At 73.4% G+C, this 20,198-nt stretch carries 22 protein-coding genes; 12 read left to right on the top strand and 10 right to left on the bottom strand.

What is annotated here, in order from left to right:
- From MNY60_RS07065 to MNY60_RS07085, 5 genes are all read left to right on the top strand, one after another.
- On the top strand, window positions 1–233 hold a 233-nt coding region (locus tag MNY60_RS07065; protein ID WP_242360265.1), incomplete at its 5' end, for a tetratricopeptide repeat protein.
- Complete coding sequence (gene dnaK / locus MNY60_RS07070; protein WP_242335673.1) at window positions 230–2,095, top strand: molecular chaperone DnaK; 1,866 nt, start codon at window positions 230–232, stop codon at window positions 2,093–2,095. The genes MNY60_RS07065 and dnaK, both read left to right, overlap by 4 nt.
- 3 nt (window positions 2,096–2,098) lie before the next feature.
- Window positions 2,099–2,902, top strand: a complete 804-nt coding sequence (locus tag MNY60_RS07075; protein ID WP_242360266.1) for a tetratricopeptide repeat protein — start codon at window positions 2,099–2,101, stop codon at window positions 2,900–2,902.
- A 74-nt stretch (window positions 2,903–2,976) separates the two neighbouring features.
- Window positions 2,977–4,332 carry an argininosuccinate synthase gene (gene argG / locus MNY60_RS07080; protein WP_242335679.1) on the top strand — a complete coding sequence of 452 codons (1,356 nt, stop codon included), beginning with the start codon at window positions 2,977–2,979 and terminating at the stop codon, window positions 4,330–4,332.
- Between the two features lie 233 nt (window positions 4,333–4,565).
- Entirely contained in the window at window positions 4,566–4,772 is a 207-nt protein-coding gene (locus MNY60_RS07085; RefSeq protein ID WP_242335682.1) for a DUF1059 domain-containing protein, read from the top strand.
- Between the two features lie 68 nt (window positions 4,773–4,840).
- Here MNY60_RS07085 and MNY60_RS07090 read toward each other — a convergent pair whose 3' ends face one another.
- From MNY60_RS07090 to MNY60_RS07110, 5 genes are all read right to left on the bottom strand, one after another.
- Window positions 4,841–5,320, bottom strand: coding sequence for a MaoC family dehydratase N-terminal domain-containing protein (locus MNY60_RS07090; protein WP_242335685.1), 480 nt, complete (start codon window positions 5,318–5,320; stop codon window positions 4,841–4,843).
- A gap of 4 nt (window positions 5,321–5,324) precedes the next feature.
- Window positions 5,325–5,732, bottom strand: coding sequence for a MaoC family dehydratase (locus tag MNY60_RS07095; RefSeq protein ID WP_242335688.1), 408 nt, complete (start codon window positions 5,730–5,732; stop codon window positions 5,325–5,327).
- A 133-nt stretch (window positions 5,733–5,865) separates the two neighbouring features.
- Window positions 5,866–6,987: an SDR family oxidoreductase gene (locus tag MNY60_RS07100; protein WP_242335691.1), complete on the bottom strand. Its 1,122-nt coding sequence runs from the start codon at window positions 6,985–6,987 to the stop codon at window positions 5,866–5,868.
- Window positions 6,988–6,995: 8 nt separating this feature from the next.
- On the bottom strand, window positions 6,996–7,628 hold the full coding sequence (gene coaE / locus MNY60_RS07105; RefSeq protein WP_242360267.1) for a dephospho-CoA kinase: 633 nt from the start codon (window positions 7,626–7,628) through the stop codon (window positions 6,996–6,998).
- A gap of 1 nt (window position 7,629) precedes the next feature.
- Complete coding sequence (locus tag MNY60_RS07110; RefSeq protein ID WP_242360268.1) at window positions 7,630–8,145, bottom strand: hypothetical protein; 516 nt, start codon at window positions 8,143–8,145, stop codon at window positions 7,630–7,632.
- Between the two features lie 21 nt (window positions 8,146–8,166).
- Here MNY60_RS07110 and MNY60_RS07115 point away from each other — a divergent pair, with 21 nt between their 5' ends.
- Together MNY60_RS07115 and yihA are read left to right on the top strand one after the other, a co-directional pair.
- Complete coding sequence (locus MNY60_RS07115; RefSeq protein ID WP_242335701.1) at window positions 8,167–8,613, top strand: cytochrome c family protein; 447 nt, start codon at window positions 8,167–8,169, stop codon at window positions 8,611–8,613.
- 1 nt (window position 8,614) lies between these two features.
- Window positions 8,615–9,265, top strand: coding sequence for a ribosome biogenesis GTP-binding protein YihA/YsxC (gene yihA / locus MNY60_RS07120; RefSeq protein ID WP_242335703.1), 651 nt, complete (start codon window positions 8,615–8,617; stop codon window positions 9,263–9,265).
- 29 nt (window positions 9,266–9,294) lie between these two features.
- On the opposite strand, the gene MNY60_RS07125 is transcribed toward yihA, so the two are convergent.
- The 4 genes from MNY60_RS07125 to greB form a co-directional block, all read right to left on the bottom strand.
- Window positions 9,295–9,639, bottom strand: a complete 345-nt coding sequence (locus MNY60_RS07125; protein ID WP_242335706.1) for a YtxH domain-containing protein — start codon at window positions 9,637–9,639, stop codon at window positions 9,295–9,297.
- 83 nt (window positions 9,640–9,722) lie between these two features.
- Window positions 9,723–10,496, bottom strand: coding sequence for an endonuclease/exonuclease/phosphatase family protein (locus tag MNY60_RS07130; RefSeq protein ID WP_242335709.1), 774 nt, complete (start codon window positions 10,494–10,496; stop codon window positions 9,723–9,725).
- A 47-nt stretch (window positions 10,497–10,543) separates the two neighbouring features.
- Window positions 10,544–11,059, bottom strand: a complete 516-nt coding sequence (locus MNY60_RS07135; RefSeq protein WP_242360269.1) for a hypothetical protein — start codon at window positions 11,057–11,059, stop codon at window positions 10,544–10,546.
- Window positions 11,056–11,547, bottom strand: a complete 492-nt coding sequence (gene greB, locus MNY60_RS07140; RefSeq protein ID WP_242360270.1) for a transcription elongation factor GreB — start codon at window positions 11,545–11,547, stop codon at window positions 11,056–11,058. Before greB ends, MNY60_RS07135 begins: the two co-directional genes overlap by 4 nt.
- Window positions 11,548–11,585: 38 nt before the next feature.
- Between greB and metF the strand changes: the two genes are divergently transcribed.
- Both metF and MNY60_RS07150 read left to right on the top strand, forming a co-directional pair.
- A complete protein-coding gene (metF, locus tag MNY60_RS07145) occupies window positions 11,586–12,488 on the top strand; it encodes a methylenetetrahydrofolate reductase [NAD(P)H] (protein ID WP_242335718.1) in 903 nt (300 codons plus the stop codon).
- A 79-nt stretch (window positions 12,489–12,567) separates the two neighbouring features.
- Window positions 12,568–12,963, top strand: a complete 396-nt coding sequence (locus tag MNY60_RS07150) for a low affinity iron permease family protein (protein ID WP_242360271.1) — start codon at window positions 12,568–12,570, stop codon at window positions 12,961–12,963.
- A 41-nt stretch (window positions 12,964–13,004) separates the two neighbouring features.
- Here MNY60_RS07150 and MNY60_RS07155 read toward each other — a convergent pair whose 3' ends face one another.
- Window positions 13,005–14,798, bottom strand: a complete 1,794-nt coding sequence (locus MNY60_RS07155; protein ID WP_242360272.1) for a glycoside hydrolase family 15 protein — start codon at window positions 14,796–14,798, stop codon at window positions 13,005–13,007.
- 526 nt (window positions 14,799–15,324) lie between these two features.
- Between MNY60_RS07155 and MNY60_RS07160 the strand changes: the two genes are divergently transcribed.
- The 3 genes from MNY60_RS07160 to MNY60_RS07170 are packed head-to-tail and all read left to right on the top strand — an operon-like array spanning window position 15,325 to window position 20,059.
- Entirely contained in the window at window positions 15,325–16,527 is a 1,203-nt protein-coding gene (locus MNY60_RS07160) for an efflux RND transporter periplasmic adaptor subunit (RefSeq protein ID WP_242360273.1), read from the top strand.
- Entirely contained in the window at window positions 16,524–17,579 is a 1,056-nt protein-coding gene (locus tag MNY60_RS07165; RefSeq protein WP_242360274.1) for an efflux RND transporter permease subunit, read from the top strand. Before MNY60_RS07160 ends, MNY60_RS07165 begins: the two co-directional genes overlap by 4 nt.
- Window positions 17,498–20,059, top strand: coding sequence for an efflux RND transporter permease subunit (locus MNY60_RS07170; protein ID WP_242360301.1), 2,562 nt, complete (start codon window positions 17,498–17,500; stop codon window positions 20,057–20,059). The genes MNY60_RS07165 and MNY60_RS07170 overlap by 82 nt, the downstream gene beginning before the upstream one ends.
- Window positions 20,060–20,198 lie beyond the last annotated feature (139 nt).

Below are 20,198 nucleotides of genomic sequence, written 5' to 3' on the forward strand. Positions count from 1 at the left end.
CGCGCGCGGCGCTCGCGGCGGGCGACGTCGCGGCGGCGCGGGCCCTCGCCGACGCCGCGGTGCGCGCCGCGCCGCGGGCCGCGATCGCCCACGAGGCGCTCGGGATGGTGCTCGACGCGCAGGGTGAGCGGAAGGAGGCCCGCCGCGCGCTGGAGCGGGCCCTGGAGCTCGAGCCCGGACGCGCGTCGGCCAGGGCGCGCCTGAAGAGCCTCCGGTGGAGCTTCCTCGGATGAGCGACCTCGATCCCGTCGTCGGCATCGACCTCGGCACCACGAACTCGGTGGTCGCCACTGTCCAGGACGGCGTCCCGCGCGTCATCCCCGGGCGCACCGGACAGCCGCTCACGCCCTCGGTCGTGGCGATCGCGAAGAACGGCAAGCGCCTCGTGGGCGCGCTCGCGAAGCGGCAGGCGATCACGAACCCCGACGGCACGGTGTTCGCCGCGAAGCGGCTCATCGGCCGGCGCTGGGGGTCGCAGGAGGTCGAGGACGCCCGCAAGGTCCTGCCCTACGCGCTCGTGGCGGGCCCGGAGGGGAACGACGTCCGCGTGGAGCTCGGCGGCCGCGGGGTCTCCATCCCGGAGATCTCGGCGCTCGTGCTCGCCGAGCTGAAGGGGGACGCGGAGGCGTTCCTGGGCCGGCCGGTGCGCCGCGCCGTCGTCACCGTCCCCGCCTACTTCAACGACGGGCAGCGCCAGGCCACGAAGGACGCGGGGCGGATCGCCGGGCTCGAGGTGCTGCGGATCGTGAACGAGCCCACGGCCGCGGCGCTCGCCTACGGGTTCGGGAAGCACGTGCAGAGCAAGGTCGTCGTGTTCGACCTCGGCGGCGGCACGTTCGACGTCTCGGTGCTCGACATCGGCAGGAGCGTCTACGACGTCGTCGCCGTCGGCGGCGACACCTACCTCGGCGGCGAGGACTTCGACCGCCGGGTCATGGACTGGCTCACCTTCGGCTTCGCGAAGGAGCACGGCGGGGTGGACCTTCGCCAGGACAAGATGGCGCTGCAGCGGGTCCGCGACGCGGCCGAGCGCGCCAAGTGCGAGCTCTCCTCCACCCAGACCGCCGCGATCCACCTGCCGTTCCTGCTCGGCGGCGGGGAGGGCAAGGGCGCCCTGCACCTCGACCGCCAGCTCTCGCGCGAGGGGCTCGAGGAGCTCACGAAGGACCTCGTCGATCGCTGCATCGCCGTCACCGATCGGACCCTGAAGGACGCCGGCGTCCGCCCGGCCCAGGTCGGCGAGGTGATCCTCGTCGGCGGGATGACCCGCATGCCGCGCGTGCAGCGCGCGGTGCGCGAGTTCTTCGGGCGCGAGCCGTGCAAGGGGGTCCACCCGGACGAGGTGGTCGCGCTCGGCGCGGCGATCCAGGCCCACGCCCTCGCGGCGCCGGCGAAGGGGGACGACGTCCTCCTCCTCGACGTCACGCCCCAGAACCTCGGCCTGCTCGTGGTGGGCGGCTACTTCCAGACGGTCATCCCGCGGAACACCACCGTCCCCACCGCGCAGACCCACCTCTTCACGACGGTGAAGGACGATCAGACCTCCGTGCGCATCGCCGTCCTCCAGGGCGAGAGCGAGCGCGCGATCGAGAACGAGCTCTTGGGCGAGTTCGTCCTCGACGGCATCCCGCCCGCCCGGCGCGGCGAGATCTCGATCGAGGTCACCTTCGAGATCAGCGCGGACGGCATCGTCGGCGTCTCGGCGAAGGACGTCGCCACCGGGCAGCGGCAGTCGATCACGGTCACCGCCACCTCCGGCCTGACCGAGGAGGAGCTGCGGCGGATCCTCGACGAGCAGCTCGACGAGCAGCTCCAGCGCAAGCAGACGACGCGCGAGATCGAGGAGCGGCGGCAGTGGGTCAGCCGGATGGTGAACGAGGTCGAGGCGCTCGTCCCCGCCGCGCGCGACGCGATCGAGCGGACGCGCTTCGGGGGGGACGCGCTGAGGAAGGCCGAGGCCGTACTCGCGCGAGCGCGGGCGGCGATGCAGGCGCGGGACGGCGACGCCCTCGCCGCGGAGGTGGAGCCCCTCGAGCGCACGCTCGCGCTCTTCCAGGGGCTCGCCGCCGGCGGGCGCACGCCCGGGGGACGGTGAGCGATGGCGACGGTTGCGGAGCTCATCGACCAGGGCGTGAAGGCCTACCTCGCCGGGCGCGTGAAGGACGCGCTGGCCGCGTTCCAGGCGGTCCTGGTGCTCGATCCCGGCAACGCGAAGGCGCGCGGGTACATCGTCCGGATCCACGCCGTGACGCCCGCCTCGACGCCCACCCCGGGCACGTTCCGCGCGGTGACGCCGGTGCCCGGTTCGCGGTACGTGACGCCGCACCCCGTCCCGGCCTCGCCGCGGACCGAGCGCGGGCAGGAGTTCGCGCCGTCGCCCTGGGACGACGGTCCGGCGGCCGCCGCGACCTACGTGCTCGAGCCGGGAGGCGGCCTGGATCTCGAGGCGGTCTCGGAGAAGTCGGGCCTGCGACCCCTCGTGCCGGAGGGCGCCCCGGGCGCCCCGGGCGGCGCGGACCGGCGGGGCGAGCCGACCGCGTGGCTCGCGGCCGCGAAGGAGCTGTTCGCGCTCGGCGACTTCTCGGGCTCGCTCGAGCTCATCGAGAAGGTCCTGCAGGTCGATCCCGACCACCCGGAGGCGCGCGCGTACCTGGCGGAGAACGAGGCGACGCTCGTCGCGATGTACGAGTCGAAGCTCGGCCCGCGCACGGGCGTGCCGCGCCTCGCCATCCGTCCGGAGGAGGTCCTCTGGCTGAACCTCGATCACCGGGCCGGCTTCCTGCTCGCGCAGGTCGACGGGACGGTGGACTTCGAGGCGCTCTTCGCCCTCTCCGGCCTGCCGCGGCTCGACACGGCCCGGATCCTCGCGCGGCTGCTCGCCGAGGGCGTGATCGCGGTCTAGGAGGCGAGCGAGCGCGCCTCCCGGCGCGGGCCGCGCTGGAACGCGACGGCATTTTCTGCTACGTCGCGGGGACCATGAGCCGCATCTACAAGTCGCTCCCGCCCAAGGGAACCGCCCTCGGAATCGCCTTCAGCGGAGGCCTCGACACCCGCTGCGCCGTCGCCTGGCTGTCGGAGCAGGGCATGGCCGTCCACGCCTACACGGCCGACCTCGCGCAGCCGGACGAGGCGAACCCGGCCGACATCCCGCCCATCGCGCTGCAGCACGGCGCCGTGAAGGCGCGGCTCATCGACTGCCGCGACTCGATGGTGCGGGAGGGGCTCGCCGCCATCCAGTGCGGCGCGTTCCACCTCTCCTCGGGCGGCAAGAAGTACTTCAACACGACCCCCCTCGGCCGCGCGGTGACCACGACCGCCATCGTGCGGGCGATGCGCGAGGACGGCGTGCACGTCTTCGGCGACGGCTCGACGCACAAGGGCAACGACATCCAGCGCTTCTACCGCTACGGGATCCTGGTCGACCCCGACCTCAAGATCTACAAGCCTTGGCTCGACCAGGCCTTCGTGACCGCCTTCGGCGGCCGCAAGGAGATGAGCGAGTACCTCGAGCGCCGGAAGCTCCCCTACAAGATGGGGACGGAGAAGGCCTACTCCACCGACGCCAACGTGCTCGGCGCCACGCACGAGGCGAAGGACCTCGAGCGGCTCGACTCGGGCATGCGGATCGTGAACCCGATCATGGGCGTCGCGCACTGGAAGCCGGAGGTGGCGGTCAAGGCCGAGGAGGTGACGGTCGCCTACGAGAACGGCCAGCCGGTGGAGCTCAACGGCAAGCGCTTCGAGTCGCCCTACGAGCTGTTCCTCGAGGCGAACCGCATCGGCGGGCGCCACGGCCTGGGGATGAGCGACCAGATCGAGAACCGCGTCATCGACGCGAAGAGCCGCGGCATCTACGAGGCGCCCGGCATGGCGCTCCTCCACCTCGCCTACGAGCGGCTCCTCTCCGCGATCCACAACGAGAACACCCTCGATCTCTACTTCACGCTCGGGCGCAGGCTGGGCCGGCTGCTGTACGAGGGCAAGTGGTACGACCCCGAGGCGATGATGCTCCGGGACGCGCTCACGCGCTGGATCGCCCCGGCGGTCACCGGCTCCGTGAAGGTCGAGCTGCGCCGCGGGGACGACTGGACGATCGTCGCCACGAAGGCCGTGTACATGAGCTACGCGCCCGAGAAGCTCTCCATGGAGCGGGTGGAGGAGCCGGCGTTCACGCCGGAGGACCGCATCGGCGCGCTCGAGCTGCAGAACCTGAACGTGGGCGACAACCGCGCGCTCCTCCTGCACCACCTCGACGCGGTGCGCGCGCTCGGGGCGGCGAAGAGCGGGCCGAGCATCTCGGCGCTGCTCGGGGCCGGCGAAGACGACGAGTGACTCGAGGCGCGCCCGGCGCGCCGCGCGAGTCGTCACGGAGCCCCCGTCGGCCTCGCCGGCGGGGGCGTCCTGCTTTCGGGCACCGCCCGCGGCGCGCGCCGCCCTGCGCGCGCCGTGGCGGCTGCGCCGCGGGCGTGCGCCCGCTCCACCGCGCGAGCCCGAGTGCGAGGGAACCCGTGCGTCCCCTCGCCGGCGCCGCCGGCCCGCGGTACGTGGCTGCGGGGAGGTGGACCATGAAGGACTTCCATTGCCGGGACGTGGGGATGAGCTGCGACTTCGTGGCGCGCGGGAGCAACGAGCAGGAGATCCTGGATCAGGCCGGTCGTCACGCGCAGCAGGCGCACAACCTGACGGTGACGCCGGAGCTCGCGGACAAGGTGAAGGGGCTCATCCACGACGAGTCGAGCGACGCCCACCAGCGGTCGATGGCGCGGCGCTGAGCGGCAGCGCGTGACGGTGCGTGATTCGCGACCACTCGGTGTCGCGAATCACGCCGTCGCTCGAGCCGTCAATTACGGACGATCGCCGTCCAGACGCCCTTCACCACCACGCGCCCGTGCTGGTTGCGCGTGGTCGTGGTGACCTCGACGAAGTCGAGGTTGCCGCGCTCCTGGAGGCGGGTGATCTCGCCCTCGGTCTCGAGGACGTCGCCCGGGCGCACCGGCTCGTGGAACTCGAACTCCTGCTCTCCGTGGACCAGCCGGAGGACGTTCACCGCGAGCTCCGGATCCGAGCAGGCCCGCGCGAACGGCTCGATGGCGAACGTGGTCGCGAACGTCGGGGGCGCGACGATCCCGCCGTGCGGGGACGCCTTCGCGGCCTCCTCGTCCCAGGTCCACGGGTGATGGAACCGGTCCGGCGGGCTCGGGAACGCATGGCCGGGGACGCCGCCGCCGGTGGCGGCCACGAAGTCCTTGATCTGCTCGACGCTCACCTGGAACCGGTACGGCCCGTAGCGGCGGCCGAGGTGCTTCCTGTCGACGGGCACGCGATCACCTCTCCTCGACGCGGCCCTCGGCCACGGCGCTCTTCAGCACGTCCTCACCCCGCTGGTTCCTCGCGGAGAGCTCCAGCTTCACCGCGCTGCCCTCGACGGCCACGCAGCGCCCCTCGATCCGGATGACGTCGCCCACCTGTACGGGCTTCGTGAAGCGGGCGCGCACGCGCACGAGCCGCGCGGGATCGTCCAGGTACCCCACGCACGCGTCGGAGAGCCACGAGAACGTGCACATGCCCTGGAGGATGACGCCGTGGTACCCGGCGGCGCGGCCGACCTCGGGGTCGATGTGGATCGGGTTGAAGTCGCCCGACGCGCCCGCGTAGTAGACGGGACGGTAAGGATCGACCTCCCGGACGAGCTCGAAGGTGTCGCCCGCGGTGAAGTCCTGGAGGCGTTTCATCCCATCCCTGTAAGGGAGAGCGGACGGCAGCACAAGTCTCCGGCCCCGGCCGGCGCGCCTGACGCCGCGCGTCACGGCGTCGCTCGCCAGGGCCGAGCCGTGCCGTCGCGAGGTTCACGGCGGCGGCGCCCGGTCACCCGCGCGGATCGAGCGGGTCCTCCACCTCCGCCGCCCGGGCGGCGTCCTCGCGCCGGCGCGCGAAGGCGCCCTGCACGAAGTCCATGAGGCGGTCGAGGTAGCTCGCGATGGGCGGGCAGCGGATGCCGGTGCCCTCGAGCAGGTCGAGCAGGTTGCGCGGGTTGTAGATCGCGAGGTGGTTCACCCGCGCGAGCGCGGGGCGGTGCGGGCGGGAGAGCCGCTCGAGCACGGGGAGCTGGAGGATCGCGTCGAACGCTCGGGACGGGAAGGCGATCGAGGGGAGCCGCTTGCCCGCGCGCGCGGCGATGAGCTCGTACACGCGCCGCGTCGAGAGCGGCGCGGGGTCGACGAGGTGGACGGTCTTGCCCGCCGCGGCGGGGTTCCGCGCGATCGAGAGCGACGCCTCGACGACGAAGTCGATCGGCACGACGTTGAGCGGCGCCGAGCCGGCGCCCGGGAGCGGCAGCGGGACGGCGAGCGGCGACGCCACGAGGAGGATCGCGAGCGCGTACGGGCCCTCGAAGCGGTCGATCTCGCCGGTGCGCGAGTCGCCCACCACGATGCTCGGCCGGTAGATCGTCGCGGGAAGATCGGCCTGCGCGCGGCGGACGAGCAGCTCCGCCTCGTACTTGCTCTCCTCGTAGGCGTCGTGGAAGCGCTGGCCCAGCGCCAGCTCGTCCTCGAGGATGACGCCCTCGCGGTCGCCGGAGACGAGCGCGGTCGAGAAGTGGTTGAGCCGCGCGAGCCGGCGAGCGCGCTGCGCGAGCTCGAGGACGTTGCGGGTGCCCTCGACGTTCACGCGACGGACGTAGCGCGGATCGGCCCCGAGCCAGGAGATGGCGGCGAGGTGCCAGACGTCGGTCACCGCGCCGGCGAGCGCCTTGAACTCGGCGCCGGAGAGGCCGAGGTGCATCTGCTCGACGTCGCCCTCGACGACCTCGGTGTGCCGCGCCCCCAGGGCGGCGAGCTCGGCGCGCGCGGCGGCCGCGTGCTTCGGCTGCACGAGCAGCACGAGCCGGCCACGGTCGGGCGCCGCCTGGGCGAGCTGGCGCACGAGGCGCTTGCCGATGAAGCCGGGGTAGCCGGTGACGAGCTGGACGCGCTCGGAGGAGGGCATCGGCGGGGTCAATAACGTACGGCGGGTGCGTTGGGAAGCTTCCGCCCGAGGCCCCGCCGGAGGTCCGCGAGGAGGCGGTCCGCCTTGGGGCCGAGGTCCTCCTCGTCGGCGTTGTCCACGAGGAAGTCGGCCCGCCTGGCCTTCTCGTCGATGGGGAGCTGCGCCGCGAGGCGCGCGTCCGCCTCGGCGGGGGTGCTCCGGTCCCGCCGCACGACCCGGGCGCGCTGCACGTCGCGCGGCGCCCACACCACGACGACGCTGTCGAGCGCCGCGTCGAGGCCGACCTCGAAGAGGAGCGGCACGTCGTAGAAGGCGAGGTCGTGTCCGAGGCCGGCGAGGCGGGCGGTCTCGGCCACCATCGCCGCGCGGATGGCCGGGTGGGTGATCTCCTCGAGGCGCCGCCGCGCCCCCGGGTCCGAGAAGACGATGGCGCCGAGCGCGCGCCGGTCGAGGGCGCCCCGGGCGTCGAGCACGCCGGGCCCGAAGACGCGCGCGATCTCGGAGAGCGCCGGGGTGCCGGGCTCGACCACCGCGCGCGCAAGCGCGTCAGCGTCGATGACCGGGACGCCCCGGCTGCGCAGGGCCGCCGCGAACGTGCTCTTTCCGGTGGCGATCCCGCCGGTGAGGCCGATGACACGCACGCTAGCGCGCCGCCTGGGTCCCGCCCGGCGCGGCGGCCCCGGCGGCCGGCGCCCCGCCGGCCGAGGGGCCCGAGGCGGCCGGGCGCGCCTTGCCCTGGGAGAAGGTGAGCGCCTCGACGTTTCCGTCCTTCCCGAAGTAGACGGTCACGCCGGCGGCGGGATAGAGCCACACCTTCTGGAAGGTGTCCTCGAGGAACGTGCGCTGCGGCGGCTTCCCGTACGTCCCCTCCACGGTCTCCGCGTCGAGCTGGGCGGTGAGGAAGATCGTGATCTCCTGCACGACGCCGGCGGGATCGACGTGGAACTGCGCCTGGCGCGTCCCCGCGGGCGCGTGCTCGCCGTGGTAGGCGAGGACGGTGCGCGCGCCGCGCTTCGCCCGCGTGACCGGCTCCCCGAAGCGCTCGACCACGTCGCGCTGGGTGCTGGCGCCGGGCTGGATGCCCTGCCAAGGGCGCGCGACCGCGAGCGCCGGCACGAGGGCGACGAGGACCAGCAGAGCAGGGTGGACGGGACGCATGAGACATTATACTCCGTGCCCGTGATCGCCCCCGTCCGTCTCGCCCTCGTGTGCGCCCTCGCGCTGCCCGCCCTCGCCCTCGCCGGCGACCGCGTCGGCCCCGAGACGTGCAAGGCCTGTCACCCCGCCGCGTACGCACGCTGGCGCGCCGGGCCGCACGCGCGCGCCCGCGAGAGCCTGCCCGAGAAGAGCCGCGAGGACCGGCGGTGCCTGTCCTGCCACGCGCCCGACGCCGCCGACGGGATCTCCGGCGTGAGCTGCGAGGCCTGCCACGGCCCCGGCGAGCTCTACGCCGCGAGCTACGTGATGCGCGATCCGGAGCTCTCCCACGCGCTCGGGCTCGTCGATCCCGGCGAGAAGACCTGCGGCGCGTGCCACACGGAGTCGACCCCGAGCCTCGAGCGCTTCGACGCGAAGCGAAAGATGCCGCTCATCGAGCACTGGGTCGACGAGAGGAAGGGGCGCTGACGTGCCGATCCAGGTCGTCTCCGCGGAGTTCGTGAAGACCGCGACGAAGCAGAAGGAGTGGCCGATGAGCGCCACGCCGGAGCTCGCGTTCGTCGGCCGCTCGAACGTCGGCAAGTCGTCGATGCTGAACGCGCTCACGCGCAAGAAGGGGCTCGCGCGCGTGTCGGCGACGCCCGGCCGCACGCGCGCGCTCCAGTTCTTCGACATCGCCTTCCGGCCCACGCCGGCCGCGCGGCCACGCCACGTGCGCTTCTGCGATCTGCCGGGTTACGGCTACGCCAAGGTGTCGCGCGACGAGCGCGATCGCTGGGCGGCGATGATCGAGGACTACCTCCGCGCCCGCGACGTGCTCCGCGCGGTGGTGCTCATCGTCGACGCTCGCCACGCTCCCTCCGAGAGCGACGTCGACGCCGCGTCGTTCCTGCGCGCCACCGGCCGGCGCGTGCTCGTGGCCGCGACGAAGATGGACAAGCTGCCGAAGACGCGGCGAAGCGCCGCGCTCCGAACGGTCGAGGAGACGCTGCAGCTCGAGCGGGGAGACGCGGTGCCGTTCTCGGCGATCGAGGGCACCGGCACCGACGCGCTCTGGGCGCGCATCGCGAGGTCCGCGTCGGACGAGGGGGCGCCGGCGCCGGCCGGGACCGGCGCGTAGCGCCCCCTCGCACCGAGCGCCCGCGGCGCTCAGTGACCTGCCGACGTCGTGGGCGGAAGCCCCGACTCCACTCCCATCTCGCGCTGGAAGTCCTGGCCCGTCCGGCCGCGGTTCTTCCAGGCCTCGCCGACGAGCTGGCGCATCTCGTCGCCCCGCTTCGGCGCGAACATGAGGCCGAGGCCGGCTCCCACGAGCACCCCCACCGCGAACAGGCCGAGGCCGGTGAAGACGTCGGTCGTCGGGCTGCGCTCCTCGAGCCCGATGCGCTTCAAGAGCGCATCCCGCTCCAGGTACTTCTTCATCAGCTTCCAGTTCATGTTCATGTCCATCGAGTCCCTCCCGCCCGCCTCGGGCGCCGCTCTTAGGCTGCGCACGGTCGTTCTCCCTCACATTCACCCCGGCGGGCGGACCTCCTGCGGCCGCGCCTCGCGCCGCCGCGCGCGGCGGATGGAAGCCCTCACGTGCGGACGGTCGTCACGACGCCTGCTGCCTCGATCGGCCGGAGCTCGGGCGGCCGCCGGGCCGCCGGCGCGAGCTCGAGGTCCACGACGATGGGCAGGTGGTCCGAGGCGCGCCGCGCCACCGGGTCGCGCACGACCGTGCTCCGGACGACGGTGAACGCCGAGTCCACGAAGACGCGATCGAGCCGCAGCAAGGGAAAGCGGGACGGGAAGGTCGGCGCCTCGTCGCCCGACGCGTGGGCGCAGTCGACGAGCTGGCGCCGGAGCCAGCGCGGGACGGCGGAGCGGTTGGAGAGCGAGTTGAAGTCTCCGACCAGGACGAGCGGGTGGGCGAGCGCCGCGTCGCGCAGGATGTCGGCCGAGAGGAGGGCCGCGACCTGGCGGCGGCGCTCCCTCCAGTGCAGGCCGAGGTGGGCTGCGAAGAAGTGGACGCGCAGGCCGGCGATCTCGACGTCCGCGCGCAGGCAGCCGCGCGGCTCGCGGCCGGGGACCGAGAGGTCGTAGGTGCGCGTCGCGTCGATGGGGTGCCGCGAGAGGATCCCGTTCCCGTAGGGATGGCCGTGGAAGCTCCGGGTGGGTCCGAAGGCGCTGTGCATGCCGGTGAGGCGCGCGAGCACCTCCGCGGCGTCCTGCGGCCCGCCCGCCGAGAGCTCGCCGCCCACCTCCTGCAGCCCGACGACGTCGGGGCGCAGCTCGTCGATGACCCGCGCGATGCGCTCGGGATCGCGCCGCCCGTCCGTCCCGCGGAGCGAGTGGACGTTCCAGCTCATCACTCTCACGACCTGAAAGCTAGGACGCCGGCCGCGAGGCCGGGGGATCAGCCGCGGCGGCGCGCCTCGAGCTCGCCCAGGATGCGCTCGAGGCGGCGCTCCTCCGGGCCGACGTCCAGCCCAGCCGCCCTCGCCCCCTCCACCACGGCCAGGCAGAACATGAACAGATCGACGTGCGCGCGGTCCGGCCGCTCGCCCGGATGCTCGAGGAGGAAGTGCGTGAGCCTCGCCTCCGCCCCGGCGAGGTCGCGCAGGCAGATGGCGGCGGGGAGCCCCTCGAGCGGTCCCGTGCTGGAGGTCACCGGCGGGAAGGCGAGCCCCGCGTCCGTGAGGGCGATCTCGGTCCCGCCATCGCGCAGCAGGGCCAGGTAGGCACGCCCGGTCGTCGCGTCCCTCCGCTCCTCGACGGCGGCGAGGGCGGCGTAGTCGAGCGGGAGCGCCTTGCCAGAGAAGACGTCGAGGAGCGACGGGCCCGTCGCGTCGAGGAGGAGGGCGAAGGGGCGCTCGCGGACGTAGCGCTCGACGAGAGCACGCTGCGCTGCCCGGTCGGTGACGGCGGTCATGATCTCTCCGGGGCGGTCCAGCAGATCTCGACGATCGTCAGCTCCGCCTCGCCGGCGGGGCGATGCACCACGACCGAGTCGCCCTCGCGCTTGCCGAGGAGCGCCCGGCCGAGCGGCGCGTCCACGCTGATGAGTCCGGCCGGGACGTCGAACTCGTCGGGGCCCACGAGCCGGTACGTCCGCTCGTCGCCGTCCTCCCCCTCCACCGTCACCCAGGCCCCGAAGAACGCGCGCCCGTGCGGGTGGGGCCGCGGCACGATCACCGTGAGCGCGTCCATCCGCTGGGATAGGAAGCGCAGCCGCCGGTCCAGCTCGCGCAGCTTCTTCTTGCCGTAGATGTACTCGGCGTTCTCGCTGCGATCGCCGAGGGCGGCCGCGGCCTCGACCTCCGCCACGATGCGGGGGCGGTCCACGGACCAGATGCGCTCGTGCTCGGCGGCGAGCCGGCGGAAACCTTCGGGCGTGATGTAGCGGGGCGGCTTCGACATGGCGGCGGGACAGGCTTCATTGTAACCTCCGGCGGACCGTGCGGATCAGCGACCTCCTCCGCTTCGCCCGCGAGCGCGGCGAGCCCATCTTCTCGTTCGAGTTCTTCCCGCCGAAGACGGACGACGGAGTCCGCCAGCTCTTCGAGACCGTCGAGGCGCTCCGGCCGCTCGGGCCCGCCTACGTGTCGGTGACCTACGGCGCCGGCGGGTCGACCCGGCAGCGCACGCTCGAGCTCGTGAAGCGGCTCAAGGGCGAGACCGAGGTCGAGGCGATGGCGCACGTCACCTGCGTCGGCGCCTCGCGCGAGGAGCTCGCCGGCGTCCTCGACGAGCTCGCGGACGCGGGGATCCAGAACGTCCTCGCCCTCCGCGGCGATCCCCCGCGCGGGCAGGCGAGCTTCGAGCCGCACCCGGAGGGCTTCCGCTACGCGAGCGAGCTCGTCGCCTTCATCCGCTCGCGCCCGGACCGCTGGCGCTTCTGCGTGGGCGCGGCGGCGTACCCGGAGGGCCACGTCGAGACGCGCGACCTCGCGGCCGATCTCGCGCACCTCAAGATCAAGGTGGAGGCCGGGGCCGACTTCCTCGTCACCCAGCTCTTCTTCGAGAACGCGCACTACGTCCGCTTCGTCGAGCGGGCCCGCGCGGCGGGCATCACCGTGCCGATCGTGCCGGGGATCATGCCGTTCACGAACGTGGACCAGACCGAGCGCTTCACGGCGATGTGCGGCGCGGCCATCCCCCCGCCGCTGCGCGCCGCGATGGAGGTCCGCCGCAGCGATCCGGACTCGGCGCGAGATCTCGGGGTCGCCTACGCCACCCTGCAGTGCGCCGAGCTCCTGCGCCGCGGGGCGCCCGGCATCCACTTCTACACGCTCAACCGCTCCACCTCGACCCGCGCCATCGTGGCCGCGCTGCGGGCGAGCGAGCCATGGAGAGGCTGAGCGCCCGCTGGCCGGCGCCGCGCTGCGCTCGGAGGGCCGGAGGCCCGCCCGGGCCTTGCCCGCGCCTTAGATTCCTGGAGTGAACGGCCGCTTCGCCCGCTTCGCCCTGGCGATCTCGGAGGTGGTGGGGACGCCCCGCGCGTTCCTCCTCGCGCTCGCCCTCGTGGTCGTGTGGGGGGTGACCGGGCCGCTCTTCCACTTCAGCGACAGCTGGCAGCTCGTCATCAACACCGGCACGACGGTCGTGACCTTCCTCATGGTGTTCCTCATCCAGGCGACCCAGAACCGCGAGACCCGCGCGCTGCACCTGAAGCTCGACGAGCTCATCCGCTCGCAGCGGAAGGCGAGGAACATCTTCACCGACCTCGAGCACGCGACGGACGACGAGCTCGCGGAGCTCGAGGCCGAGTTCCGGAAGGTCCGTGCGCGCGCCGAGGCGCGGCAGGCGGCGAAGAGCGCGGGCAACACGCACTGAGGCGAGCGGACGCCGCGGCCCGGCGGCCTCGCCACGCCGTGCTACGTGGAATCGCCCGCCGAGGCAGGGCGCTCGATCTCCAGCGCCGCGAGCACGCGCGCCGAGTTCACGAGCGCCACGTGCGTGAAGGCCTGGGGGAAGTTTCCGAGCAGCCCAGCGGCGGGATCGTATTCCTCCGAGAGGAGGCCGACGTCGTTGCGGAGCGAGAGGAGGCGCTCGAAGAGGGCCCGCGCCTCGCCCACCCGGCCCGTCACGGCGAGCGCGTCGACGAGCCAGAAGCTGGACGGCAGGAAGTACCCTTCTCCCGGTGGGAGCCCATCCACGTGGGCGTCGTCCCGGTACCGGCGCACGAGCCCGTCGTGGACGAGATCGCGCTCGACGGCGCGGACGGTGCCGAGGACGCGCCGGTCGTGCGGCGGCAGGAACCCGACGAGCGGCAGGGTGAGCAGGCTCGCGTCCACCTCCGCGGAACCGTAGGCCTGCGTGAACGTGCCGCGCGCCTCGTCGTATCCCCGGCGACACACCTCCGCGTGGACTTCGTCCCGCACCCTGCGCCAACGCGCGGCGGGTCCATCGAGCCCGAACCGCTCCACGGCCCGCGCGGCGCGGTCGAACGCCACCCACGCCATCACCTTCGAGTGCGTGAAGTGGCGCGGACCGCCGCGCACCTCCCAGATGCCCTCGTCCGGCAGCTGCCAGCGGGACTCGAGCAGCTCCACGAGCGCCCGCACCACCTCCCAGCCCCGCGCGGCCGGCTCGACGCCGCTCTCCGCCGTCGCGTGCAGGGCGGAGAGCAGCTCGCCGAACACGTCCAGCTGCCGCTGGCCCGCGGCGGCGTTCCCGACGCGGACCGGCGCGGAGCGCGCATGGCCGGGCAGCCAGGGCAGGATGAGCTCCGGGAGCTGCCGCTCGCCGGCGACACCGTAGAGGACCTGGACCTGCTCCGGGGCACCCGCCACCGCGCGCAGGAGCCAGTCTCGCCACGCGCGCGCCTCGTCGCGGTAGCCGGCGTGCAGCAGCGCGTACAGCGTGAGCGCGGCGTCCCGCACCCAGCAGTACCGGTAGTCCCAGTTCCGCTCGCCGCCGAGCCGCTCCGGAAGCGAGGTGGTCGGTGCCGCCACGATCCCGCCGGTCGGGGCGTACGTGAGGGCCTTCAGCGTGACGAGCGATCGCACGACCGCGTCGCGCCAGGGCCCGGCATGCCGGACACGCCCCGACCACGCGGTCCAGTACGCGTCCGTCTCGGCCAGCAGGGCGGCCGGATCCTCCGGGTTCGGCGAGCGCTCGTGCGAAGGAAACCACGCGAGCTCGAGCTCCGCGCTCGCGCCGGCCTCCAGCGCGAACTCGGCCGTCACCGAGCCAGGGCGGACGTGAGGCTCGATGGTGCCGCGGTACGCGAGCGCGTCGGGGCCGCCCACGAGCACGAGCTGGCCGGCTGATCGCCACACCCACGGCAGGATCGCCCCGTAGCCGAACCGCGGCGCGAGCTCCATGCGCATCTCCACGCGCCCGCGGACGCCCTCCACGATCCGGAGCACCCGCGGCGGGCCCCTGCGCGGGGGCATGAAGTCGACGAGGCGCACCGTGCCGTCGGGTGTGTCGAGCTCCGTCTCGAGGACGAGCGAGCCCGGCCGATACCGGCGGCGGACTGCGTGGGCAGGGGCGAGGGGCGCGACGCGCCAGAGGCCGTGTCGCCCGTCTCCCAGCAGAGCTGCGAACACGGCGGGCGAATCGAAGCGCGGCAGGCACGCCCAGTCGATCGAGCCGTCGGATGCGACGAGGGCGGCGGAGTGGGTGTCCCCGAGCAGCGCGTGTTCCGAGATCGAGGCAGGCATCATCGTCCTCCCTCGCAACGTGCGTGCCGCCTCAGAGAAAGAGGTGAAGGCCGATCCCGGCGAACGACACCTCCTCCGAGAAGAACTGCCCGTAGAGAGTTGCCGTCGAAGTACTGCGCGAGCAGCGCCCAGCGGCGCCGCCTGCCGCCGGGCGCTCCGGGCGACGGGCCGAGCTCGACGCCCGCGCGCAGGCTCACGTCGGCTGCACGCTCGGTGGACCACGAGCAGCGCTCTGGCGCCGCGGCGACCCCTCGCGCCTGCGGCCGAGCGGCGCACGCGCGTGAGGCATTGCGCGCCGGCCGGCGCCGCGCCGGGACGTTCGCGCCGCCCCTGGGCGAGCGGGGTGGGGACCCGGTGTAAACGAATCCGACGGAGATGCCGGTCTTCCTGACACGCTGACGGGCGATGGCAACGGCCGATTGACCGCGCTGCCGCATGAGGGCGCCCTCACCGCTTCTCGACCGTTCGTCGCGCTCGCATCGTGCCTCGGGCCGAGCTTTGCAGGGGTCGCGAAGGGGGACACTCCATGAAGCTCCACCGCATCCGCTCCACGCTCGTCGCGCCAGGCGTGCTCGCAGACCGCGCCGTCCGGCTGCGCGTCTTCCTGACGGTCGTCTCGGTCGGCGCTGCGCTCGCGTGCCGGGAGGCCGAGCCCCCGCCGCGACTCGCTCGCGCAGTCCGCGTCGCCACCGTCGGTGCCCGACCCACCGGGACTCCGTCGCGCTTCGCGGGCGCGCTGGAGCCGGAGACACGGCTCGAGCTGAGCTTCAAGCTCGGGGGCCGCGTGGCGAGGCTTCTGGAGGTGAACGCCGACGAGGGTCGACGTGCCGTGCAGGAGGGAGACGTCGTCCGCAAGGGTGCCGTGCTCGCCACGCTCGACCCGCAGGACCTGCTCATGCAGGCGCGCGCGGCGCAGGCGTCGCTCGCGAACGTCGAGGCGCAGGAGCGCTCGGCCGAGGCGGCGCTCGCGCAGGCCGAGCTCGATGCGCGGCGCGCGCGCTACCTGCTCGAGCACCAGACCATCGCGCGTGCGGAGCTGGATCGCGCGGAGACCGCACTCCGTACGGCCCAGGGAAACCTCGCGGCGGCGCGGGCGCAGCGCCGCTCGCGCGCGGAGGAGGCCGCGCTCGCCGCCGGGAACGTCGAGGACACGCGGCTCGTGAGCCCCGTGGACGGCGTCGTCGCCCGGCGCGGCGTGACCGCCGGCGCGCGCGTCGGACCGGGGCAGCCCGTCTTCACGATCCTCCGCACCGCCGAGATGAGGACCGTCTTCGGCGTGCCCGACGGACGGGTGAACGATCTCGCGCTCGGCGAGCGGGTCCCGGTGGAGGTGGACGCGCTGCCGGGGCGCCTCATCGAGGGGAGGATCACCAAGATCTCGCCGGTCCCGGATCCCGGGCTGCGCTCGTACGCGGTCGAGGTGACGATCCCCAACTCCGCGGGCGCGCTCAAGCCGGGGATGGTCGCCACCGCCCGGATCGCGCCGGACGACGCCCGCGAGGCGATCCTCGTCCCGCTCTCCGCGGTCGCGCGAGCGCCCGACGGGAAGGGCTTCGCCGCGTTCGTGCTGCGCGAGGGCGGCCGGCACGTCGCCGCGCGCCGGGTGGTGATCGGCGACCTCCACCAGGACGACGTCGCGATCGTCTCGGGGCTCTCGGGGGGCGAGCGCATCGTGGTGGACGGCGCACAGTTCCTCCACGACGGGCAGCAGGTCGAGGTCGTGCCGTGAACGTGCACCCGGCCGGCGGGCGCTTCAACACGGCGCGCTTCTTCGTCGAGCACCCGCACATCGCGTGGGTGGCGCTCGTGGCGACCCTCGCGTGGGGCGCCTGGGCGTACGTCCAGATGCCGCAGCGCAAGGATCCCGAGATCCTCGTGAAGACCGCGACCGTCACCGCCGCGTGGCCCGGAGCGGAGGCCGCCGACGTCGAGCAGCTCGTGGCGCGCCCGCTCGAGCTCCTCGTCGCGCAGGTGCCGCACGTGGACGAGATCGAGTCCATAACGCGCACCGGCACGACCACGCTCTTCGTGACGCTCGAGGACGACGTCGGCGAGCAGGAGCTCGAGGAGGCCTGGAACGATCTGGAGTCGCGCCTTCAGACCCTGCGCGGGCTCCCTGCCGGCGCGCTCCGCCCGTTGCTCAACACGCACTTCGGAGACACCGCGACCGTCCTGTACTCCGTGGCGAGCCCGCCGGTGGACGAGGTGGAGGTCGACGTCCGGGCGGCATCGATCCGGAAGGCGATCGAGGCGCACCGCGCGGGGAAGCCGGACGCCGCCGGGCGCGCGGCCAAGGTCTTCGTGTTCCCGGCGGGCGTGGACGGCCGGACGGTCGCGGCGGCCGCGCGGAAGTACCTCGAGACCGGCGAGCGGATGGGGGCGATCGCGGACGGCGCGGTCCTGGGCGGCGGCGGCTTCGTCGCGATCGACTACTCGCCGCGAGGAGAGGAGCGGATCGCGGCGCTCGACGCGCACTTTCGCCAGGAGGTGATGGGGGGAGAGCTCCCGCACCCCGACATCTGGACGCCGATCCTGGTCCGCGACCCCGCCGCCGTGCGCGCACAGCTCGTGGCGTCCGCCGGCGACAAGTACGGCTATCGCGAGCTCGACGAGTTCACGACGGTCCTCCGCGACGAGCTGGCGCGCCTGCCCGCGGTGGGACGGTCGAGCGGTACGGGGTCGTCCCGGAGAAGCTGTACCTGCTCTACTCCCAGGAGCGCCTCGCCTCGTTCGACCTCCAGCCGCAGCGAGTCGCCGCGGCGCTCCGGGGGCGGAACGTGATCCTCCCGGGCGGGAGCGTCGCCGCGGGGCGGCAGACGATCTTGCTCGAGCCCTCGGGTGCATTCGAGGACGAGCGCGACGTGCTCGACGCGCCGGTGGCCCGGACGAAGGACGGGCGGACGGTGTACGTCCGGGACGTCGCCGAGGTTCACCGTACGTACGAAACGCCGGTCTCCGACGCGAGCTGGGTCTCCTGGCGCGACGCGCGGGGCGGTTGGCATCGCACGCGCTCGCTGGCGGTCGCGGTCCAGGCGCGGAGCGGCGTGCAGGTGGCGGAGCTCGGTCACGAGCTCGACGCTCGTGTCGAGGAGCTGCGTCACCGGCTCCCGGCGGATCTGCGCGTCGTCAAGACGAGCGACCAGCCCGAGCTCGTGCGCGAGAAGATCGGGGAGTTCTCGCGAAGCCTCGTCGAGGCGGTCGCGATCGTCATCGGGGTGGCGCTCTTGTTCATGGAGCGGCGGAGCGCGCTGCTCGTCGCGGCGAGCGTCCCGCTCGCGCTCGCGATGACCTTCGGGCTCATGCAGCTCCTGGGGATCGACCTCCAGCAGGTCTCGATCGCCTCGCTCATCATCGCGCTCGGCCTCCTGGTGGACGATCCCGTGGTGGCGGCGGACGCGATCAACCGTGAGCTGGCCGCCGGCACGCCGCGGAGGCGAGCCGCGTGGCTGGGCCCGACCCGGCTGGCGAAGGCGATCCTGTTCGCCACGCTCACGAACGTCGTCGCGTTCGCCCCCCTGCTCCTCGTCGAGGGATCGATGGGCGAGTTCATCTACTCGCTCCCCGTGGTCGTCTCGCTCGCGCTCCTCTCGAGCCGGGTCGTGTCGATGACGTTCATGCCGCTCCTCGGCATGTACCTGCTGCGCGGGCAGCGCGGAGTCGAGGCGGGCGGCGCGCGGTCCGCGCGGGTCGCCGCCTGGTATCGCCGCGCGGTCGACGCGATGCTCCGTCGCAAGCGGCGCAGCCTCGTCGCCGCGGCGGTGTTCCTGGGGGTCGGGCTCGCGCCGGCGCTCCTCATCCGAACGCAATTCTTCCCGGAGGAGGACCTGGAGCGCTTCTACGTCGAGGTGCGGCTCCCGGAGGGTTCGGACGTCCGGGCGACGCACGACGTCCTCGAGCGCGCGCGCACGACGATCCTCGCGCGGGAGGGAGAGGCGCTCGAGCAGATCACCTCCTTCGTCGGCGGTGGCGAGCCGCGCTGGTGGGCGAACGTGGGCCCGGAGCCGAAGAACCCGGCCTACGGCGTGCTCATCCTCCAGGCTCGGGACCCGGCGGAGTCCCGGCCGATGCAGGGGCGGATCCAGGAGACGCTCACCCGTTCCGTGCCGGGAGCCCGGTTCGCGGTGTACCGGCTCTCGTCCGGCGCGCCTGCGGTGGTGCCGGTGGAGGTCCGCATCTCCGGCCCCGACATCCAGGTCCTGCGCCGCCTCTCCGAGGAGGCGAAGGGGATCTTCCGGACGCTCCCCGCGAGCGGCGAGGTGAGCGACGACTGGGGAGCGGAGGGCGCCCGGCTCGGCGTCGAGGTGGACGACGCGCGCGCCGGCCGCGCCGGGGTGACGCACGCGGACGTGGCGAGCTCGACCACGACCGCGCTGAGCGGGCAGACCGTCACGCAGCTCCGCGACGGCGATCGCCTCATCGACATCGTCCTGCGGCTCACTCCGAGCGAGCGCGCCTCGACCTCGAGCGTGCGAGATCTGTACGTCTGGGGCGCCGAGGGAGGACGCGCGGTCCGGCTCGACCAGATCGCAGCCCTCGAGGAGAGCTACGAGCCGCAGAAGATCGTCCGGTACCGGCAGGAGCGGACGATCACGGTGGGCGCGAGTCCGCGCGCGGGCGTGCTCGCGTCGACGCTCCTCGGCGACGCGCGGCCCCGGCTCGAGGCGATGCCGCTGCCGCCGGGGTACCACCTCTCCTACGGAGGTGAGTACGAGCAGCAGACGGAGGCGTTCGCCGGGGTCGCCATCGCCTTGAAGGTCTCCATCGCGCTCATCTTCCTCGTGCTCGTGTGGCAGTTCGCGAGCGTGTTCAAGCCGCTCGTCGTCCTCGGAGCGCTCCCGTTCGGGATGGTCGGTGCGGTGCTGGGACTCTGGGCGACGCGGACGAACTTCGGGTTCATGGCGTTCCTGGGCGTCACGAGCCTCATGGGCGTCATCGTGAGCCACATCATCGTGCTGAACGACTTCATCGAGGAGGCACGGGAGGAGGGTGTGCCCCTCCGGAAGGCCGTGGTGGATGCGGGTCTCGTCCGGCTCCGGCCGGTGCTCACCACCGTCCTCGCGACCGTCGGCGGCCTCATCCCGCTCGCGATCGAGGGCGGGCCCATGTGGCAGCAGCTCGTGTACGTCCTCGTCGCGGGGCTGCTGCTCGCGAGCTTCGTGACCCTCGGCGTCGTGCCCTTGCTGTACGTGGTGCTCGTCGAGGACCTGAAGCTCGTCGCCTGGAAGCCGACGGAGCGGGACGACGCCGCCGCGCACACGTGACGAGGCCTGAAACGCGTGGGGCACCCTTCCGCCGGCTCGCGCGGGCCCCGGTGTTCGACCGTCGGTCCGCGCCCGGCGCACCCTCGCCCCAGGCTGCGTGTGCGATTCCCGGGCTTGAGCGCTCACCCGCTCCCGGACG

Origin of the sequence: Anaeromyxobacter sp. SG17 (assembly GCF_022690695.1) — a bacterium.
GTDB classification, from domain to species: domain Bacteria; phylum Myxococcota; class Myxococcia; order Myxococcales; family Anaeromyxobacteraceae; genus Anaeromyxobacter; species Anaeromyxobacter soli.

Excerpts from the sequence above, each read along its gene's own strand:
- MNY60_RS07075 (WP_242360266.1), top strand. The coding sequence starts at position 2,099 with ATGGCGACGGTTGCGGAGCTCATCGACCAGGGCGTGAAGGCCTACCTC.
- MNY60_RS07100 (WP_242335691.1), bottom strand. The coding sequence starts at position 6,987 with ATGCCCTCCTCCGAGCGCGTCCAGCTCGTCACCGGCTACCCCGGCTTC.
- MNY60_RS07110 (WP_242360268.1), bottom strand. The coding sequence starts at position 8,145 with ATGCGTCCCGTCCACCCTGCTCTGCTGGTCCTCGTCGCCCTCGTGCCG.
- dnaK (WP_242335673.1), top strand. The coding sequence starts at position 230 with ATGAGCGACCTCGATCCCGTCGTCGGCATCGACCTCGGCACCACGAAC.
- MNY60_RS07155 (WP_242360272.1), bottom strand. The coding sequence starts at position 14,798 with ATGCCTGCCTCGATCTCGGAACACGCGCTGCTCGGGGACACCCACTCC.
- MNY60_RS07135 (WP_242360269.1), bottom strand. The coding sequence starts at position 11,059 with ATGACCGCCGTCACCGACCGGGCAGCGCAGCGTGCTCTCGTCGAGCGC.
- MNY60_RS07095 (WP_242335688.1), bottom strand. The coding sequence starts at position 5,732 with ATGAAACGCCTCCAGGACTTCACCGCGGGCGACACCTTCGAGCTCGTC.
- greB (WP_242360270.1), bottom strand. The coding sequence starts at position 11,547 with ATGTCGAAGCCGCCCCGCTACATCACGCCCGAAGGTTTCCGCCGGCTC.
- MNY60_RS07130 (WP_242335709.1), bottom strand. The coding sequence starts at position 10,496 with ATGAGCTGGAACGTCCACTCGCTCCGCGGGACGGACGGGCGGCGCGAT.
- MNY60_RS07160 (WP_242360273.1), top strand. The coding sequence starts at position 15,325 with ATGAAGCTCCACCGCATCCGCTCCACGCTCGTCGCGCCAGGCGTGCTC.
- MNY60_RS07085 (WP_242335682.1), top strand. The coding sequence starts at position 4,566 with ATGAAGGACTTCCATTGCCGGGACGTGGGGATGAGCTGCGACTTCGTG.
- argG (WP_242335679.1), top strand. The coding sequence starts at position 2,977 with ATGAGCCGCATCTACAAGTCGCTCCCGCCCAAGGGAACCGCCCTCGGA.